The sequence below is a fragment of the Paenibacillus sp. B01 genome (assembly GCF_009649995.1).
Lineage (GTDB): Bacteria > Bacillota > Bacilli > Paenibacillales > Paenibacillaceae > Paenibacillus_O > Paenibacillus_O pasadenensis.
The window spans coordinates 1,007,664-1,027,084 of the sequence record NZ_CP045802.1 but is presented as its reverse complement, the minus strand read 5'-3'; the positions used below and the strand labels follow the sequence as shown (position 1 = coordinate 1,027,084).

The following is a 19,421-nucleotide window of genomic DNA, read 5'->3' as shown; positions in this document are numbered from 1 at the left end:
GCGTCCTTTCTCTGAATTCTAGCATAATCGCAGAGGAAATACGCTTGATCTTGCGGTACGCTTGCCTCATCAACATCAACGGAAAGAGGAAAGGGAGAGTGCGAGCATGAGCGCGAAACGGAAGACCTATGCCCAGGTCGGCACCGGCGGCCGGGCCGAATTCTACTATGGAGCGATCGCCTCGACGTTCCAGGAGACGAGCGAGCTCGTCGCCTTTTGCGACATCAACGAGACGCGGATGGACTACGCCAACCGGATGCTGGTCGAAAAGTACGGTAGCCGCGCGGTGCCGACGTACCGGAGCGACCGCTTCGAGGAGATGATCGCGGCGGAGAAGCCCGACTGCGTCATCGTCACGAGCGTCGACCGCACGCATCACGCCTACATCATCCGGGCGCTCGAGCTCGGCTGCGACGTCATCACCGAGAAGCCGATGACCGTCGACGCCGAGAAATGCCAGCAGATCCTCGACGCGGCGGAGCGGACCGGACGCAGCGTCCGCGTCACGTTCAACTACCGCTATGCCCCGCATCATACGAAGGCGCGCGAGCTGATCGAGTCGGGCGCGATCGGCGACGTGACGAGCGTGCATTTCGAGTGGCTGCTCAATACGCAGCACGGCGCGGACTACTTCCGCCGCTGGCATCGCGACAAGCGCAACAGCGGCGGCCTGCTCGTGCACAAGTCGACGCATCACTTCGACCTCGTCAACTTCTGGATCGGCTCCGAGCCGGAAACCGTCTTCGCGATGGGCGACCTGCGCTTCTACGGCCGCGAGAACGCCGAGGCGCGCGGCGTCACGGCGTTCTACGACCGGGCGACCGGCAGCGAGCTCGCCCAGGACGATCACTTCGCCCTCCATCTCGACCGCAACGAGCATCTGAAGGCGATGTACCTCGACGCGGAAAAAGAAGACGGCTACCGCCGCGACCAGAGCGTGTTCGGCGACGGCATCTCGATCGAGGACACGATGAGCGTGCTCGTCCGGTACAAGAACAAAGCGCTGCTGACGTATTCGCTGAACGCCTACATGCCTTGGGAGGGCTACCGGATCTCGTTCAGCGGCACGAAGGGCCGGATCGAGATGAGCGTCGTCGAGCAGTCGTACGTCAACTCGGGCGGCGACAAGGCGCTCGAGGGGGCGGCCAAGGGCGTCAGCCTGCTCGTGCTGCCGATGTTCGGCGAGCCTTGGCAGGCCGAGATCGAGCGCAAGGAGGGCGGCCACGGCGGCGGCGATCCGGAGCTGCTGCGCGACCTGTTCGGCGAGCCGCTGCCCGACCGGTTCCGGCGCGCGGCGGACCATATCGACGGCGCTCGCTCCATCCTGACCGGCATCGCCGCCAACCGCTCGATCGCGACCGGCCTGCCGGTGCGGACGGACAGCCTGGTGCGCTTCGCTCGGTAGGGCAGGCGCAGGAGCTGGGGGCAAGGGGTGGCGCCGGTGCGGCGGGGGTGGAGCCGTAACGCGGCGCTCGCGGGGGCGGAGGCGTAGTGCGGGGCGCTGCGGGCGCGTAGGCGTTTAGCGGCGCGGCGGGGGCGGAGGCGTGGAGCGGCGCGGGGCGCGGGTTGGTGCGCTGCGCGCGGGTGCGGAGGCGTAGAGCACAGCGGGCGCGGCGGGGAATGTACAAACACAAAATCGCACTCCTCGCGGCTCCCCCCCTCACGCCTTCCGGTCACTAACCAAAATCCAAGGCACTTTTCTGCCTTGGATTGGCCGGCCCGGCCCGGAAAATTAAATCCAAGGCACTTTTCTGCCTTGGTTCCGCCGATCCGGCCCGAAAAATTAAATCCAAGGCACTTTTCTGCCTTGGTTCGGCCGTCCCGGCCCGAAAAATTAAATCCAAGGCACTTTTCTGCCTTGGTTCCGCCGATCCGGCCTGGAAAATTAAATCCAAGGCACTTTTCTGCCTTGGTTTCGCCGACCCGGCCCAGAAAATTAAATCCAAGGCACTTTTCTGCCTTGGTTCGGCCGGCCCGGCCCGGAAAATTAAATCCAAGGCACTTTTCTGCCTTGGATTGGCCGATCCGGCCCGGAAAATTAAATCCAAGGCACTTTTCTGCCTTGGTTCGGCCGACCCGGCCCGGAAAATTAAATCCAAGGCACTTTTCTGCCTTGGTTCCGCCGACCCGGCCCAGAAAATTAAATCCAAGGCACTTTTCTGCCTTGGTCCCGCCGATCCGGCCTGGAAAATTAAATCCAAGGCACTTTTCTGCCTTGGTTCCGCCGACCAGGCCCAACCAGGCCCGACATCAAAAAAGCTGTCCCATGGAGTCCATTGCCTGGCTCCAGGGACAGCTTTTTCGCGCCATCTGCACCTCTCGCGAGCTGCAGCCAGGCCAAGATCAACTGCGCACGCCCCCGCCCAATGTCGCCGATACGCTCCTTCAACGAGGCAGCTTCGCGCCGCAACCGCGCTTGCGCGCGGCGTAGACGGCTCAGCTGACTGGCGTGAACGGCTCCGACTCGAACGGCTCCGACCACGGTCCGGCCGCGCCGTCGGGCGCGATCGCCCGCACGCGGTACCAGGTCCTCGTCCCGTGAGCGCGGGTCGGGTCATGCCATGGCATGTCGTGGTCCGCCGGTCGGGCGTCGAAGACGGCCGTCCACGGTCCGGCCGCTCCGCGCGTGCTCTTTTCAACCGTGTAGCGAGCCGCTCCGACGACGCCGCGAAAGACGACGCGCTCGGCCGCCGAGGCGACCGTCGGCGCATCCGGCACCAGGCACGAGGACACTTCGCGTCCGCTCATCCGAAAGGCATGGCTGCGCAGCTCGAGACAGCGCCGCTCATAGTCCCCGCTTACGCCCGTACCGGGATAGTGCAGGGAGAAGCCGTCGTAGTGGGGAACATAGCCGGCGTCATCCGCATGGGGAAACAGCGACCAGAACAGCGTGCCGGAGACGCTGCCGTCTGCTTCCGCCCGCTCCAGAAACGCCTCCAGCCCGTCCTCCGTCCAGCCGAATTCGCCGCAGATATATACCTTGCCGGCGGCTGCCGTCTCCGCCGCGTCGCGCGCCAGAGCCTCCGCGTTCGCGGGATAATAGTGAACGTCGAGGATGTCCAGCTCCTCGATGCCGAGCTTGTCGCGGTCCAGCTCGAACTGCTTGCCGTGCGCGACGAGATGGTTGCCGTCGAGGCTTTTGATGTAAGCGGCCATTTCCTTGACCCACTCCGCCGGCGCATCGTTCAGCTCGTTGCCGAGCTCCCACGCCAGAATCGTCGGATCGTCGCGGTACGCCATTCCTGTAAGCGCATTCACCCGAGTAAGCAGCATGGCGATGTAGCGCTTGAACATTTCCTTGATCTCCGGATCGGAATAAAAGGCCCGCGGATCCTCCAGCCCTCTCCAGCCCGCGAAGGTGGAGCGTCCGCCGTGGTAGTAGGACCAGTTGCAGACGAACGGCACGATCAGCCGCAGTCCACGCGCCGCAGCCTCGCGGACCGCGAAGTCCACCCGGCGCAGCGCCTCTTCGTTGAAGCGATCCGGCTCCGGCATGATCGAAAGCGGATGCCCTTGAGACGCGCCAAGCGTATGCGAGCGAACGACGGTCGCCCCCATCTCCAGCGCCGTGTCCAGCGCGTCGCGGACGCGGAACTCCGTCGGCCAAGCCACTCCCTCGACATTCTCGTCGAGCCCGAGCCAGTAGACATTCGGTCCCGCGAACCGGAACGGCTCGCCGTTCAGCTCCAGCCGGCTGCCTGTGCGGGCAACAAACCCGTTGCTCCTCATGATCGATCCCCGCCTTACGTCCTTGGTTTCATAGTGTTGCCATGACAAGAATAGCATTTGCGGATCATGATTTCAACTTATTTTAACTTATTATAGTTAAGTTTCATTAGTTGAATTCTTCAGGAGGAAAAGAAGCGGCTCCAAGGAGTCCCTCGTAGGGTGGGCTGATTGGGCAGCCCTTTTCCGTGAGACGGGGGAGAAAATCGGCGCTAAGGGCAATGGGGCGGTGAGGGACCAGCTGCGCTAACGAAACGAAGAGACGCTATTGAGTTGAAATGAGGGGGGTTGGAGCTTCTAACGATACAGCGAATCGCTATGGGGGAGTTTTTCGTCGATTCAGCCGCTTGTTAAGCCAAATAGCGCTTTTGAGGTTCGTTAGCCGTTTTGTCGAGGCGTTTTGAACGAAATAGCGCTTCTGAGGTTCGTTAGTCGTTTTGACGAGGCTTGATGGAATGCATCCTGCTGGGGAGGCTGGAGAAAACGGCAACGGGGCGCGGGCAGCCTGCTGCTGGTTGTGGGAGGAAAAGAAGCCGGTTTGGTGGCGGCCCGGCATTGCCGCGAACGGCGCTCCGCCAAGGGCATTCTCGCCCTTGCTTCGCGGCTCCACCGCGAGCGACGCCCAGCAAGGGCATTCTCGCCCTTGCTTCGCGGCTCCGCCGCAGTCGGCGCTCCGCCAAGGGCATTCTCGCCCTTTCTTCGCGGCTCCGCCGCAGTCGGCGCTCCGCCAAGGGCATTCTCGCCCTTGCTTCGCGGCTCCGCCGCAGTCGCCTCCCCCCGCCGGCAACCCTTCAAGCTCCGGCCGTAGCCGCGCTCTCCGCCTCCGTGTCCCCGCCCCCGGCGCCTGCCGCCGGAACGGTCGAGGCCCGCTTCACCAGCGCCGTCGACAGCATGACCAGCTCCGGCAGCTTCTCCGGCTCGGCGATGCGGCCGAGCACGATCTGCACCGCGCGCGAGCCCATCTCTTCCTTGGGCACCTTGACCGTCGTCAAGCCCGGCTGGTTCAGCTCCGCCAGCGTCAAATCGTCGAAGCCGACGATCGAGACGTCGGCCGGGCACTCCAGCCCGAGCGGCTGCAGCACTTTGAGCGCGTCGAAGGCGATCAGGTCGTTGGCGCAGAACATCGCCGTGACCGGGCGCTCCGCCCGCAGCTCCCGCTCCAGCGAAGCCGCGAACTCCGGCTTGGTGTACATGCCGCTGCCGCTTACGCCCATCCCCCCGACGACCGCCAGCCCCGCCGCATCCTTGGGACGCTTGCGGTTGTGCGCGGCGATGGCGTCCTCGAACCCGCGGCGGCGTTCGGAGAAGCTCCACGTCGTATCGGCGTCGCCGACAAACGCGAGGCGGCGGTGGCCTTCGCGCAGCAGCAGCTGAGCGGCCTGGCTCGCGCCGAGATAGTTGTTGGCCATGACCAGATCCAGATCGGGATGCTGAGCGTCCGGATCGACGAGCACGAACGGCAGCTTGCGCTTCGTCAGCTGATCGGTGTAGGCTTCCGGCAGCTGGCCGAGCACGACGACGCCGTCCACCTTGCGCTCGGTGATGCCGAGGGGCATGCCGTCCTTCACCTTCATCGTCACGTCGATGCTCGACAGCAGCATGCTGTAGCCCTGCTTGGCCAGCTCGGCGTCGATGCCCTTGATGATCTTGCCCCAGTACTCGGGATCGTCCAGATAAGCCCGCGGCATGAGCACGGCCAGATTGCCCGTGCCCGGAGCCGAGCCCGGCTTGCGGCCCTTGATCCGGTAGCCCTCCTCCTCGGCGGTTTTCCAGATGATCTCGCGCGTCACCTCGTTCACGGCGCTGTCCCCGGACAACGCCTTGGATACAAGCGCTTTGGAGACGTTCAATTTATCGGCGATCATTTGCAGCGTTACTTTTTTCATGAAGCCCATCCCTTCGGCATCGGAGCAAGAATTTGCTCCTTCCAGCATAACGTCTGGGGAGTCTTTTTTCAACTTTTTTCAATTCTTTATGCGGCAGGACGAGCTTCTCATCGCCCTCTTCTTCCTTTACGATAGAGGCAGGCAAAGAATGCCGCTCAAGGAGGAATCGCCATGCAGGTATGGTTCAAGTACAACTGGATCGTTCGCGACCAATGGTACGAATGGTGCGCCCAGCTGCCGGAGGAGGAGCTCGTTCGGAAAAGGATCGGCGGCATGGGGAGCATCCTCAAGACGCTTCAGCACATCCTCGACGTGGAATGGAGCTGGATCCAGCAGCTCCGGGAAGCCGACTTCGCCTCCGAGCCGGTTCCGTGGCTCGCCACGCTCGCCGAGGTGAGGGAGCTGGACCGTCAATACCGGTCCGACATCGAGCCGTTCATCCTCGGCTGGGACGACTCCATGGAGACGCGCCCGATGGAGGACGTCGCCTCCGACGGACACGTCGAGCAGCACGCCTGGGGCGAGGTCATGCGGCATGTGCTGGCCCATGAGATCCACCATATCGGGCAGCTGTCCATCTGGGCGCGGGAGCTCGGGCTGAAGCCGGTGTCGGCCAACCTCATCGGCAAGGGCCTGATTCCGATCCGATGAAGTACGTCAAGCTGCATGCCTACCATGTCCAAAAAGAAAAGCGGGACGAGTACCTCGACCTTCAGCGCCAAGCCGCCGAGGTCTATGGCCGGCATGCTTCGTTCCGCACGCTCTTTTTGAACAGCATGGAAGACGAGACGAGATGGATCGAAATCACGACGTATGACTCCGAAGAAAGCTACGCCGAAGCGATCCGCCTCATCGACGAGGAGCCGGAAATAGGCGATTTGTTCCGGCGCTTCAAGTCCCTTCTTGTCCAGGAGAACGCCGAGATCGTCGAGGAAGACTTCAAGCTGGCCAAGGAAATCGTCGTCCGGACGACGGAATGAACCGAAAAAAGCGGGATGAGGCCGAGCGCTGCTCGGCTTCATCCCGCTTTTGTCCGGCTACGATTCGAACTTCACGAGGTAGTAGTTCTTCTTGCCGCGGCGCAGCACGAGGTAGCGGCCATGCAGGCGATGCTCCGCCGTCAGCGCGGTGTCGATGCCCGTCTGCTTGACGCCGTTCACGGCTACCGCTCCGCTCTCGATGTCCTGCTTGGCCTGGCGGCGCGACGGAGCGGCCTTCGTCTCGACGAGCAGGTCGATCAGGCCGGTCGACTCGGCGTCCGCGAGCACGGTCGTCGGCATGTCCGACAGCGCCTCGACGAGCTCGTCCTCGCTCAGCTGCGTGACGTCGCCGGAGAACAGCGCGGCCGTGATCTTCTCTGCGCTCTCCACCGCCTGCTCGCCGTGCACGATGCGCGTCACCTGGCGGGCGAGCTCGCGCTGCGCCTCGCGCTTCTCCGGCTGCGAGGCGACGAGCGCTTCGAAGCTCGCGATCTCCTCGCGCGTCAGGAACGTGAAGTACTTGAGGAAGCGGATGACGTCCGCGTCGTCGGTGTTGATCCAGAACTGGTAGAACGCGTACGCGCTCGTCTTGGAGCGGTCGAGCCAGATCGCGCCGGACTCGGACTTGCCGAACTTCTTGCCGTCGCTCTTGGTCACGAGCGGCATCGTGATGCCGTACGCGCCGCTGCCGCCGGTCTTGCCGATCAGGTCAAGGCCCGCCGTGATGTTGCCCCACTGGTCGCTGCCGCCGAGCTGCAGCCGCACGCCGTGGTCCTGGTTCAGCTTGTAGAAGTCGTACGCCTGCAGGATCATGTAGCTGAACTCCGTGAACGAGATGCCGTTGGCCAGCCGCGAGTCGACCGAGTCCTTGGCGAGCATGTAGTTGACGGTGAAGTTCTTGCCGATGTCGCGCAGGAACGTAATGATGTCGAGCGGCGCCAGCCAGTCGTAGTTGCTGACGAGGCGGGCCGGATTGCTCGGCGTCTCGAAGTCGAGGAAGCGCGACAGCTGCTTGCCGAGCGCCTGCGTCCAGCCGGCGACCGTCTCGTCCGTGTTGAGCGAGCGCTCCGTGGAACGGCCGCTCGGATCGCCGATCAGGCCGGTGCCGCCGCCGACGAGCGCGATCGAGTTGTGGCCCGCCAGCTGGAAGCGGCGCAGCATCAGGATCGGCAGCAGGCTGCCGATGTGCAGACTGTCGGCCGTCGGGTCGAAGCCGCAGTACAGCGTGATCGGCCCTTCCGCCAGCGCTTTTTCCAGCTCCTCGCGGTTCGTGACCTGGTAGACCAGGCCCCTGTACTCCAGATCTTCGAGCAGCGCCGCGTTCACGGCCGCTTGGTGCGTTGTCATCTCGTATCCCTCCATTATGATCGTTCGTGGAAAGGTGGAAAAAGAAAAGACCCCTCCCTGTCCAAAGACAGGGACGAGTCATCGCGGTACCACCCTGAGTTGAGCCGCGGCGCAGGCTGCCTCAGAAGGCAAGCCCGGAGCGGGGCTCCGCTCTGCCGGATAACGGCCGGCTGCCGTCCGCGCCCTTCTGCCATGGAGGCAGGTTCGGACGCGCAAGCTCCAGGATGTAATTCGCGGGCGGCTGTCGCTCCGGCTCGCACCAACCGCCGGCTCTCTGATCCGCAGATTCGCTCCGCTACTGCTTCCCTTCCACGCTTCTATGCTTGTTCGCTCTCACTTTAGCGAATGGCGCGGCGCTTGTCAATCCGCTGCCGCGCCGCCCTAGACCTCGCCGCTGAACACCTCGGTCTCGTAGTCGAAGTCGACCGTCCCGTCCTGCTGCGTCTCGTCGAAGATGCGGCGCAGCTCCGCCAGCATCGGCTCATGCCGCGGATCGCCGGCTTGCGGCGCGTAGGACGAGGAGAGCAGCCGCCCTTTGACGCCCTCGTAGTCGAACCGCTGGCGGTTCGGGAACGCGCGGCGCGTCATCGTGCCTTCGCGGAAAAACGCCTGCAGCTGCTCCGGCGAGATGTTGCGATGGTTGACGCGGGCGTAGTCGGTGCCGTGCTCGTGCAGCAGCGCCTCGTAGCGCTCGAGGAACGGCGTGCCGGACGTCAGCCGCGAATTCCACACGAGAAAGACGCGCTTGCCCGGCCGCAGGATGCGCGCGAACTCCGCCTTGGCCGCCTGCTGGTCGAACCAGTGGAACGACTGCGCGCAGACGATCGCGTCGAGCGACTCGCTCGCCAGCCCCGTATCCTCCGCCGGCGCCAGCATGATGCCGAACAGCTCGTTCGGGCCATGCGCCGCCCAAGCCGCGCGGGCCATGTCGGCGTTCGGCTCGATCGCCATGACGCGCAGCCCCCTTTCCATCAGGAGGCCCGAAAAAATGCCCGTGCCCGCCCCGATGTCGGCCACCGCCGACTCCGGCGCCAGTCCTCCCTGCTCCAGGATGGCGTCGATCGCCTCCGCCGGATAGCCCGGCCGGAACTTGACGTAGTCCTCCACTCGGCTGGAGAAGCGTTCCTTGCTGTCCATGTCCATTCCTCCCGATCCCGCTTCCTCAGGGCGTGCTTGCACCCCCATCGGCGGAAGCTTGTGCATCCCTTACCGTATCAGACCGGATCGTCCGAGGCAACCATCCTGCTGAAAATGAGCTCCGGATCGCCCTCGTCCAGATGGTCGACGATGCCGCTCGGCTCGAAGCCCGCCGCCTCCAGCAGCGCCCGCATCGGCTCGTTGGAGCGGTTCGTCGAGGTGAAGGCGCGCTCGCCGGGGCCGCGCTCCAGCCAGCTCTGCAGCAGCCGGCGGCCGATGCCGGTGCGCCGCTCGCCGGGATGCACGATCAGCAGCTGCAGGAACGGCCGTCCGAAAAAGCTGCGGTCCCAGGCGGCGCAGCCGGACAGCCGGCCCTCCCGCTCGGCGACGAGGCAGCAGCCGGCCGCCGCGTAGGCGGCGAGCGCTTCCCGGCGGCCGCCGTGGCCGACGACGAGCGCGTCGAGCTCCGCCAGCGCGTCGAGATCGGCCGGGACGGCCGGGCGCACGGCGAAGCCGGAGGCCGGCGGCGAGCCGGCGCGCCGGGCGGCATCGGCGGCGCGGGCAGCTGGCGGCGCCGATGCGCGGCTGAGCGCCTCGCCGATGCGGAAGCGGAACAGCTTGCCGAAGCCGTAGTACTCCATGTCCTCGTCCGTCTCCTCATAACCGCCGTCTCCGGCCGCGCCGAGCAGCGTCCTGCGCCAGAACGAGACCGCTCCCGCGTTGCGCTCCGACGCCGTCGTGAACAGCGCCCAGCGGCCCGGATGGCGGCGGAACACTTCGCAGGCGGCCCGTTCGGCACGGCCTTGTCCCCGGTAAGGCCGCAGCAGGAAAAATTCCTGCAGCGTGAACTCGCTGCCGTCGACCGCGTACGGGCCCGAAGCGACGAGCGCGAAGCCCGCCGGCAAGCCGTCCTCGACGATGAGGTAAGGGAACAGCAGCCCCTCTTTTTCCCACCAGATGGCGAACTCCGCCTGCTGCTCCTGCAGCGTCCGAATGTCGTCTTCCTCCTCGAAGACGCCGTGCCGGTTCGGCCGCACGCCGCGGATGCCCGCCAAATCATGGAGATAGAGCGGGTACAGGTTCATGAGAATCGGCTTGCGGTCGAGGCCGCAAGGTTCGATGATGAGCGTCATGCGATATCGTACTCCCGTCTTGAAGCGTTTCCTCCAGCCTAACAAGCGCGGCGCCGAAAGGACAGGCCCGATCCGGGTATAGCCGTTCTTGCCCGGCCATCCATCGCGGCAAGGATATCCTGGCTTCTCCCTGTTTCATGATGGAACGTTCCTGCTCGAGTCGGCTGTCCCGCTCCCCGACTCGCGTGCTACGCGCGGTTTTTCCTCGCGTAGCCGCCGCTTGCCATCCGTACTCGCGTGCTACGCGCAGTTTTTCCTCGCCTAGCCGCCTCTTGCCATCCGCACTCGCGTGCTACGCGCAGTTTTTCCTCGCGTAGCCGCCTCTCCCCAGCCGCACTCGCGTGCTACGCGCAGTTTTTCCTCGCGTAGCCGCCTCTCCCCATTCGCACTCGCGTGCTACGCGCAGTTTTCCCTCGCTTAACCGCCTCTCCCCATTCGCACTCGCGTGCTACGCGCAGTTTTTCCTCGCGTAGCCGCCTCTCCCCATTCGCACTCGCGTGCTACGCGCAGTTTTCCCTCGCTTAACCGCCTCTCCCCAGCCGAGCGAGTCAATCTCAGCCGCACGACGGCAGTCCGGACGTTTCCGAACGACATTTCCTCTCCAGCAAGGCGAGGGACGCTAGGCGTGTTTGCAAACACGCTTAGGGGCATCTATCCCCTTTTCCCCCTGCTTCTTCGTCACGCAGGGATCAAAAATCCGACCCCATCTGCTTCCTTCGGGGGATGAAAACACGCCCTAGCTCTCCCGCTCGAAGAATGTCAGACGATTGCCGTTAGGGTCCTGCACCGTCATTTCCAGTCCGCCCCAGGGCGGCTTTTCGAGGCCAGGCCTCGCGTAGCGGTAAGCTTTCGCCAGCAGGGACTGCTGGTAGGCTTTCACGCCGCCGGTCTCGATCCGCACATTCGCCCCCGGGATCCCGTCGCCGAAGTGCTCCGACAGATGCAGCTCGCAGCCGCCCAGCGACAGGAACAGGTAAAGCGGCATCGACGGCTCGTGCCGATGCTCGCCGAGCAGCTCCGCCCCGAGGAAGTCCAGGTAGAACTCCCTCGTCTTTTCGACATCGAGCATCCTCAGCACAGGCACGATTCGTTTGCACTCCATTGGCTCATTCCCCTTTCATAGCGTCGATCAGCCGATCGAACTCGGCGCGGTCGAAGCCTCCGATAATGGTGTAGCTCTCGCTAGCATCGCGCTTGCCGATCGTGACGCTTTGGGATCTCAGCGTTACCATCGTCGGATCGTCTAGCTTGCCTTTTTCATAGATCGAGACGGAGTAGGTATTCAAAATGCCGTCGATCGCCGGCTCAGGACTGAACGGCCCGCGTGCCAGCTTCATCGGAGCGAGCGCCTCGAGCAGCGCGGTCATGCGCGCCATGCTGTCGGTCTTGATTGAGGTTTCCTCTGCCTGTTCATCCCACCTCATGACATAGATCCGATCGAGTTGGCCCGCTCCCCCCGGATCGATTCCCTGCTTTTCCAGCGTCGTCCGCCAAGGAAGATTCGCATTGGCCAGGAAGCCGAGTACGAGGATCGTCGCCAGTCCGAGGCGGATTACGATTTGTTGCCAGCTCCAAGCTCTTCTCTCTTTCAGCGTCCTGCTCATCCGCCGCCTCCTCCTTGTCCTCCGTGAGATTTATCCTAGCAGAGAAGCGCTTCCCTTGTAAGTCTTTTCCATAACAAACGGCCCGCCTATTCTATGGAATGGGCGGGCCGCTCGGGATTAGAGAAAGCGAGGGGGTTATTGCTGGACGGAGCGTCGGCGGTTGAAGCCTAACGACGAATCAGCTCGTTACGAGGCCGAATTCAACCCTGGCCAAAACGTAACGACTCGTGAGACGCTTAGAGTTGAAAAAAAGCGTCAAATGGGCGGAAAGAACGAGATTGGAGACGTGTAAGCGTCTGAGGCGTCGTTAGCGGATCGGGAAACGGAGAAAACGGCCTCTAAGCGTTTGACGCGTCGTTAGGACCTGTCGAGCGACCCGCGTTCTTTGAAAACTTCCGCAAGCCCCATGACGGCGGTCTGGACCCAATCGACGCCGCCTCGCATCACCCGTACGCCCCATGACGGCAGTCCGGCCCCGTCAGCGCATCATCTAACGCCGCCTAAAGGTACCTGCCGCCGCTATCTTCCTTAGGAGAAAGCGGCGGCCCGCCTTACGGCAGCAGCTTCAGCAGCCGCTGCAGGATGACCGCGGCCTGCGCGCGGGTCGCTTGGCCTTTCGGCTGCAGCGTGTCCGCGCCAGTGCCGTTCATGATGCCGGCGGCGACGAGCTCCGCGAGCGCGCCGCGGGCATACGCCGCCGCTCGGCCGGCGTCGCGGAAGCCGCTCAGCGCAGAAGCGTCGCCCGCCGGGGAAACCCCGGCATGACGCAGATAGCGCGCCGCCAGCACAGCCATCTCCTCGCGGGTGATCTCGCGTCCCGGCTCGAAGCGTCCGCCGCCGGTGCCGCTGACGAGCCCCAGCTCGGCCGCGGCCGCGACCGCCTCCGCATACCATGCGTCCGCCTTCACATCGCCGAATCCGCTATCCGTCCCCGTGGACGCCAAGCCGAAGACGCGATGCAGCATCGTGATGAATTCGGCGCGCGTGACCGGCTTGCCCGGCTCGAAGACGCCCGGAGCCGTGCCGCGCAAAATGCCCTTGGCCGTCAGCTCGGCGATCGCGTCGCGCGCCCATGGAGCAACATCCAGATCGCGGAACGCCGGCATCGGGCTCGACGTCGGAGACGGAGATGCCGTCGGGCCGGCCGTCGGCTGCGGCGCGACGCTCGGCGAAGCGCTCGGCGTCACGCTTGGCGTCGGCGTTGACGTCGGGCTTGGCGTCTCGCCTCCGCCTGGCGTCGGCGTCGGCTCCTCGCTCGGTGCTGGCGTCGGCGTCGGCTCCTCGCTCGGCTTCGGCGTCGACGTCGGATCTCCGCTCGGCTTCGGCTTCGGCGTCGGGTTCTCGCTCGGCTTCGGCGTCGGCTCGCTGCCGCCTCCTTCAAGCACGCTCGTCTTGACCAAGGTCAGGTCATCGACCTTGATCCAGTTGCCGCCGAGATCCTTGGAATGGATAGCAACGGTCAGCTTGCCCTCGCGCACCTCGAGGCCGCTCAGGCGGACGCTTGCCCAGCTCGCCTCGCCTTTCGGAATCGCCGCAGCCTTCGCAGCGCCGCCATCTCCGACCGCGATCACCTCCGCGGCGAGCTGGCCGCCCTTGGACTTCGTCCAGGCGCGAACCTCGTAGACGCCCGGCTCGAGCCCTGCCACCTCCTGCGAGGTCGTGACTTCATAGGCCGTGTCGTTCCAGTGGACGAGCGAGAACTTGTCCGTGCGGGCTCCGCCCTCGAGCTTGACGATGCCGCCCGTCACGTCGGCTCCGGCCGCGTCCTTGCTGCTCCAATGCTTCGGCAGCACCGGCCAGGCCGCCTCGTCGACGGCTTCCTCGAAGCCCGGATTGAGCAGCAGGTTCTTCACGACCGGCTCGGCGCCGTCGTCATACGTGTTGCCCGGCACGTCGACCTTTAGAACGAGCTTGTCCGTGGCTGCGGCCGTGCCGTCGAAGCGCTCCGCCACCGCGACGACCTCCTTCTCGCCGTTGGCGATGCGCGAGGTCGAGTACGACCAGCGTCCATCCGCTCCGACCGGCGCATGGAAGCGGTCCTTGCCGATGCTCAGGAGCACGTCCTTCACGCCGCTCGCCGTCCCGCGCAGCGTCGTCGGCAGCGTCTTCACCTCGGAGGCGGACTTGTCGATCGCCACCTGCGCGCCCTCCAGCTCCTCGAGGAAATTCGCGCCCTGGATGTCGTCGATGTAGATCGTGCCCGCGCTCGACCGCGAGTCCGGCGATCCGCCGAGATAAAGCGAGAACGTCTTGATCAGCCGGCTCGAATCCGGCCGCGCGTCGGCGCTGCCGCCGTACCAGCCCGGATGGCGGAACGCGTCGAACGGCACCTGCACGAGCCGCGGATCGCTGCCGCGCATGATCATTTTCGTTTCCCAGAACTTGCCGTCCTCGTCCGAGAACTGGATCGCCAGCTCGTTGCCAGCGCCGTCCGGCTGCAGCCAGAAGCTGAAGCCGTCATAGCCGCTCAGGCGTAGGTAGTCCGGCGAGAAGCTGCCTCCGGCATAGCCCGGCCCGCTGAAGTCATAGTCCATGCGCAGGCCGTAGCCCCCTTCGGACTTGCGCGAGGCGTCGAGCGACACGTCGAGCAGGCCGCCGCCGGCATTGCGGGCGAACGCCTTCTGCACAAGCGCGTTGTAGCCGCCGTAGCCCTCGAAGTTGTCCAGCTTGGACGCGTTCGCAAGCTTCACTTCGTCGATTGCGATCGACCCGGACGAAGCCGATGCCGACTCGCCCCCGCTCACGATCAGCGCGAACCGCTGGACCGAGCTCAGGTCCATCGCCCCTTCGCCGGCGGCGTCTTTGCTCCACTCCGGCTGGACGAAGTCCGCCAGCTTGATCTCGACGACGCGAGCCGCCGTCCCGGACAGCGCGACCGGCGCTTCCCAGACGCGCCCATCGCCGGCCGTCAGCTGGAAGCTCAGCTTGTTGCCGCTGCCGTCCGGCTTCACCCAGGCATGCAGCGCGTCGAAGCCGCTCAGATCCGCTCCGCCGAGCGGGCGGGACAAGCCGGCATATCCTGCCGAGCCGAGCTCGTAGCCGAGCCGGACACCGTAGCTGCCCTTGAAGCGGGACTCGCCGTCCAGCGCGATCGAGATTCCGTCTCCGTTCTCATTGCGCTCATACCGGGCGGCGATCGAGTCGTCGCGGCCGAAGTCGTACTCGCCGTCCTCCATCACATTCGCCGGAGGAGCCTCCGTCAGCGGCACGAGGCTGCTGCCGTAGCCGAGCTCGACGCGGGCCAGCCCGATTCCGTCCGCCCCGTCCGGGAACAGCGCGCGGACATAGCGCACCGACGCCGGCAGATCGAAGCTCGAATAGGCGAGCTTGCTCCAGCCCTCGGCGGCCGCTTCCTTCGTCAGGGCAGGCTGCAGCGGAACGTAGGCGATGCCGTCGATGGACGCCTCCAGCTTCAGCCCCGCGCTGCCTTCCGGCGCATAGGCGACGAACCGGTAGGAGCTCAGATCGGCCGGCACCGAATAGACGAGCGACGCCTCGGCAGATCCCGCATTCGCCAGCACCGCCTGGCCGCCGGTCGCCTCGCTGCCGTCCCGCCGCTCCAGCGCGTCCGACTTGGACGCCGGCAGCTCCGCGAACTCGCGGTCGACGACGAAGCCCTTGCGGCTGCGCTCCGGCACCGCCTGCCAGCCCGTGCCGTCGTAGTCGTATTCCAGCTCGACGCGGTCGACCTTGACCCGCGCGCCGCCCTCGAGCAGCAGCTTGACGAAGCGGGTGTCCGCCGGCAGGCTGCCGGCCGTCGACCAGCCGTCCTGCACGTCCGCCGCGACCTCGGCATATCCCGCGTACGGCTCGCTCGACGCGAACCAGCGGACCTGGCCGGAGCCCTCGACCTTCGCCGCGGCGCGCTTCAGCGCGACCGGGGAAGCATACGTGATCGTGCCGCCGGACTCGCTGCCGACATGAGCCTTGAAGCCGATGCCGAGCTCGTTCCAGCTGTCCGCCGCGTTCGTCACGTTGGACGTATGGTCGAACGCATAGGTGCTGCGGGTTTCGAGCGGGCTCTGCAGCAAGCTCATCTCATCGGCGATGAGATGGCGCGCCGCCTCGACGGCGACGACGTTCGACCAGGCGGACTGGCCGCTCTCGTTCACGCCGCGCACCCGGTACTGGTAGCTGACGCCGGTGATGGCCCGCTCGTCATGGAACGCCTTCGTCCCGGCGCGTCCGCCGTCCGAAAAGCTTTCGACGACCGTCTCCCACGTCTCGCCGTCCTCGGAGCGCTGCACCTCGTAGCCGGACGCCCCGACCGAGCCTTGCCAGCGGATGTCCGCGACCGACTCGATCGGCAGCAGCTTCGGCGCGCCGTCCGGAGCCGGAATCGGCGGCACCGCCGTCGCCTTGGCCGCGTCGAGCTTGTCCATATAATGCGCGTACTTGTATACCGTGCGGATGATGCCGGTCTCGCCGTAATAATCGCCGGCCGAGAAGCCCGGCCAGTGGTAGGACGCCCAGTTGCCCGGGTTCTCGTCATGCCAGTAGAAGCCGCCGTCCTCCTTGTGCGGGCGCAGCGACCAGATGAGCGCGCCGGAGGTGCCGTTCTGCAGCGCCGCGTCGAACAGCGCGTCGACCGGCTCCTTGTCCGTGTAAAGGCCGAACTCCCCGAGGATGTACGGCTTCTTTCCTTTGGAGACGGCCCGGTCCCCGTTCACCTTGTCGATGAAGTTGCCGGTGTAGAAATGGTTGCCGACGACGTCGATGTTCGGGTCCGTCAGCGAATCCGGATGGATCGCGAACCGCCCGTCGAGCAGCAGCTGCTTCGGCTGCAGCTCCTCCTTGATGTAGCGGGCGATCTCCGTCGTCCACGCCTGCGGGAACTTGTCCTGGTTGTAGCCGCCGAGCTCGTTGCCGGTCTCCCAGGCGAGGATCGCCTTGTCGTCCTTGTATTTCACGCCGGTGATCGTGTTCGTCCGGTTCAGCATGTAGGCGACCGTCTGCTTGAACAGATCGATGACCTTCTCGTCCGTGTAGAACTTCCAGCCGTCCGGGTCCGTCGCCGCGTCGCCGGTGATCGTGCCGGGATAAACGAAGTTCACGAAGCTCTCGATGCCGCCGACCCACTGCCACTGGTCGACGAACGGCACGATGACCCGCACGCCGGTGCGGTTCGCCAGGGCAAGCATCCGGTCCATCTTGCGGAAGCCCTCCTCGCTGAACTGCATGACGCCGTCCGCGTCCGGACCGAGGATGAACGCCGAGCCGGCGTTGGAGCCGTCATAGCGCAGCACCGACGGCACGTAGGAGCGCGTCACCTTGCCGCCCATCGCGGAAATCGTGCGCAGCGCGTCGTCCTGCGCGAACTCGGGATCGCCGAGCGCGCCGGGATAGTTGAGCGAGGCGAAGCGGAACTCCTGCTCGCCGTCCATCAGCCTGTCGCCGTCTACGGTGATGTAGGTCTGGAATGCCGACGGCTCCGCGAGCCCGTATACGGCCTCGGCGGCCGTCGGCTCGTCCGGCTGGCCGGCAGGCGCAGCAGCCGCAGCCGAGCCGATGCCTCCTGCCGGAGCGGCCAGGGCCAGGATGAGAAGCCAGCATAAAAACGCTTTCATAATGGATTGCGGATGATGCTTGTTCATGAAGCTCATGCCTCCCGAATGTGATTGTGAGTTGCCCGAACTGCGGCCAAGCGGTTTGACTTGCCCTCCCTTCCGAGCTTGTTAGGCGAACGGATTGGCAGCGTTTCCTCTAATTCAACGAAATTATAGTTTTACCTAAACTTTATGTCAACAAATTTTAATTTAAATCAACTTTCCAAAAAAGCGGCCGCACCGCATAAGCTAAGGCAGAGGAATCCGCGCCGCTGCCGATAGCCGCTGCCGGTAGCTGCTGCCCGCTAGCCGCTGCCGGAAGGAAAGGAGGACGGCCCATGCCTTCCCGCCCCAGACGCCCGTCGCGTCTCGTCTGCCGCCATCAGGTCCGAGTCCGCCTGGAAGCTCCGGCCGCCGACGCCGCCCCCTCCTCGCCGGCCGGCCCGAAAAAACAACGCAAAGACGCCTCCGCTCCGAAGAGCGAAGGCGTCGCGATCCATGTCGCCGCCGGCGGCGTCTATCTGATCCGCGTCACGGCCGAGGGCTTCGCCGGCACGGCGCCGCTGCCGTGCCTGACGGTCGGCGGCAGCCTGCTCGCCGGCATGCTGTACGATCCGCCCGAGGACGGCCGCGTATCGGGCTGGCTGCTCGCCCGGCTGCCCGCGGGCTGCCTGCTGAAGCTCGAGGACCGCTCCTTTCCGCTCCCGCTGCCGCGCGGCGCCGCTCCGCCTGCGGCAGGCAGGCTGTGGGAGCTGACTATGGAGCGGGTAGGGGGATGACCGGCTCGTCCTCCGGCTTGAGCGGCAGATGCACCTCGCAGATCGTGCCTTGACCCGGCTTGCTGCGGAAGTAGAGCCTTCCGCCCATCGCCTGGATCAGATTGGTGACGACCATCAGGCCGAGTCCGGTTCCTTTTTCCTTGGTCGTGTAGAACGGCATGCCGATCCGCTTGAGCTGCTGCTCGTTCATGCCGATGCCGGTATCGCGGATGAAGATAAGCACCTTGCCGTTCTCCTTGCGGGAGCTGACCGTCAGCACGCCGCCCTCCGGCATCGACTCGACGGCGTTTTTCATGATGTTGAGCAGGCATTGCTGCAGCTTCTTGGAGTCGCCGACGACCGGCAGCTCGTCGTGGACGCCATGCCTCGACACGAGCTCCACCCCGGTCATGACGCACAGCGGCTTGACCCACTGCTCGACGCTCGCCAGCTCCTGGCGGACGTCGAGCAGCCGGGGCTCGTCCACGGACGGCTTGCTGTAGTTGAGGTAGTCGGTGATGATGGCGTTCGCTCCGTCGATGCCCTCCAGCGCGTTCGTCCGGTAGCGCTCGAGCGTCGCCGAGTCGAGGCCGGAGCGGCCCATCAGCTGCAGGAAGCCGCGCGCCGTCGTCAGCGGATTGCGGATCTCATGCGAGATCGAGGCGGTCAGCTGGCCGATGAGATGATATTTCTCAGCGTTGAAAAGCTCCTCCGTCAGCCGCTCCTGGTGCTTGACCAGATAGTAGGTGTAGGCGACGAGCGGAGACGACAGCAGCGTGCCGATGCCGGTCGCCAGCATCCGCTGATGGTCCATCGTCTCGGAGGTCGCCAGCGACACGCCGACGAACAGCGCCATGTAGCCGCTGACGAGCAGGAAGTGCATCGTCAGCATGCGCCTCACCGTCTCCGGCGACGGCATCCGGTAGTGGTAGGCGATGCCGGCCGCCGCGACGATCGTCGCGGAGATCGTTCCCGGCGCCCATTCGTTGCCCGCGATGAAGATGTTGCCCCAGATGAACGCGGCCGCTGTCGCCACTCCCGGGATCCAGCCCTCGTAGATGGCGATCAGCGCGACGCATACCGGCACCAGGTGGAAGGCATAGACGAGCGGATCGATCTCCTCGTAGCCCAGATAGAAGTAGGACATCAGCGCCAGGATGCCGACGAACAGCAGCTTGCGTCCGAAGCGCATGAAGGACACCCGCGGCGTGATGATGAGGAACAGCAGGCAGGCGGTCAGATAGTACATCAACCCCTGAAATTCGCGCGCAAGAATGTATTCGATCACGGCAAGGCTTTCCTTC

General features: G+C 65.0%; 14 protein-coding genes. 4 read left to right on the top strand and 10 right to left on the bottom strand.

Features of this window, described 5'->3' with window-relative positions:
* Positions 1 to 106: 106 nt before the first annotated feature.
* Complete coding sequence (locus GE073_RS04470) at positions 107 to 1,405, top strand: Gfo/Idh/MocA family protein (protein ID WP_028598123.1); 1,299 nt, start codon at positions 107 to 109, stop codon at positions 1,403 to 1,405.
* Positions 1,406 to 1,676: 271 nt separating this feature from the next.
* Here the strand turns inward: GE073_RS04470 and GE073_RS04465 are convergent, their stop codons facing one another.
* From GE073_RS04465 to GE073_RS04455, 3 genes are all read right to left on the bottom strand, one after another.
* Complete coding sequence (locus GE073_RS04465; RefSeq protein ID WP_153782847.1) at positions 1,677 to 2,201, bottom strand: hypothetical protein; 525 nt, start codon at positions 2,199 to 2,201, stop codon at positions 1,677 to 1,679.
* A 235-nt stretch (positions 2,202 to 2,436) separates the two neighbouring features.
* Positions 2,437 to 3,729, bottom strand: coding sequence for a glycoside hydrolase 5 family protein (locus GE073_RS04460; protein WP_153782846.1), 1,293 nt, complete (start codon positions 3,727 to 3,729; stop codon positions 2,437 to 2,439).
* A 788-nt stretch (positions 3,730 to 4,517) separates the two neighbouring features.
* Positions 4,518 to 5,612 (bottom strand): LacI family DNA-binding transcriptional regulator, encoded by a 1,095-nt coding sequence (locus GE073_RS04455; protein WP_153782845.1) that lies wholly within the window; start codon positions 5,610 to 5,612, stop codon positions 4,518 to 4,520.
* 171 nt (positions 5,613 to 5,783) lie between these two features.
* Between GE073_RS04455 and GE073_RS04450 the strand changes: the two genes are divergently transcribed.
* Entirely contained in the window at positions 5,784 to 6,263 is a 480-nt protein-coding gene (locus tag GE073_RS04450) for a DinB family protein (RefSeq protein ID WP_153782844.1), read from the top strand.
* A complete protein-coding gene (locus GE073_RS04445; RefSeq protein ID WP_153782843.1) occupies positions 6,260 to 6,592 on the top strand; it encodes a hypothetical protein in 333 nt (110 codons plus the stop codon). Before GE073_RS04450 ends, GE073_RS04445 begins: the two co-directional genes overlap by 4 nt.
* A 57-nt stretch (positions 6,593 to 6,649) precedes the next feature.
* On the opposite strand, the gene tyrS is transcribed toward GE073_RS04445, so the two are convergent.
* The 6 genes from tyrS to GE073_RS25745 all read right to left on the bottom strand — a co-directional run bounded on the left by tyrS (position 6,650) and on the right by GE073_RS25745 (position 17,407).
* Entirely contained in the window at positions 6,650 to 7,939 is a 1,290-nt protein-coding gene (gene tyrS, locus GE073_RS04440) for a tyrosine--tRNA ligase (RefSeq protein ID WP_153782842.1), read from the bottom strand.
* A 381-nt stretch (positions 7,940 to 8,320) separates the two neighbouring features.
* Positions 8,321 to 9,076, bottom strand: a complete 756-nt coding sequence (locus GE073_RS04435) for a class I SAM-dependent methyltransferase (RefSeq protein WP_028600305.1) — start codon at positions 9,074 to 9,076, stop codon at positions 8,321 to 8,323.
* A 77-nt stretch (positions 9,077 to 9,153) separates the two neighbouring features.
* Complete coding sequence (locus GE073_RS04430) at positions 9,154 to 10,209, bottom strand: GNAT family N-acetyltransferase (RefSeq protein ID WP_101808553.1); 1,056 nt, start codon at positions 10,207 to 10,209, stop codon at positions 9,154 to 9,156.
* Positions 10,210 to 10,945: 736 nt separating this feature from the next.
* Positions 10,946 to 11,311 carry a glyoxalase superfamily protein gene (locus GE073_RS04425; RefSeq protein ID WP_028600304.1) on the bottom strand — a complete coding sequence of 122 codons (366 nt, stop codon included), beginning with the start codon at positions 11,309 to 11,311 and terminating at the stop codon, positions 10,946 to 10,948.
* Positions 11,312 to 11,315: 4 nt separating this feature from the next.
* The gene (locus tag GE073_RS04420; protein ID WP_028600303.1) at positions 11,316 to 11,813 is read right to left on the bottom strand and encodes a hypothetical protein; all 498 of its coding nucleotides are present in this window, start codon (positions 11,811 to 11,813) and stop codon (positions 11,316 to 11,318) included.
* A gap of 551 nt (positions 11,814 to 12,364) precedes the next feature.
* Positions 12,365 to 17,407 (bottom strand): CIA30 family protein, encoded by a 5,043-nt coding sequence (locus tag GE073_RS25745; protein ID WP_194843269.1) that lies wholly within the window; start codon positions 17,405 to 17,407, stop codon positions 12,365 to 12,367.
* A gap of 290 nt (positions 17,408 to 17,697) precedes the next feature.
* Here GE073_RS25745 and GE073_RS04410 point away from each other — a divergent pair, with 290 nt between their 5' ends.
* On the top strand, positions 17,698 to 18,138 hold the full coding sequence (locus GE073_RS04410; RefSeq protein ID WP_153782840.1) for a hypothetical protein: 441 nt from the start codon (positions 17,698 to 17,700) through the stop codon (positions 18,136 to 18,138).
* On the opposite strand, the gene GE073_RS04405 is transcribed toward GE073_RS04410, so the two are convergent.
* Positions 18,116 to 19,405 (bottom strand): sensor histidine kinase, encoded by a 1,290-nt coding sequence (locus GE073_RS04405; RefSeq protein WP_052333547.1) that lies wholly within the window; start codon positions 19,403 to 19,405, stop codon positions 18,116 to 18,118. The two genes, GE073_RS04410 and GE073_RS04405, sit on opposite strands and share 23 nt — an antisense overlap.
* Positions 19,406 to 19,421 lie beyond the last annotated feature (16 nt).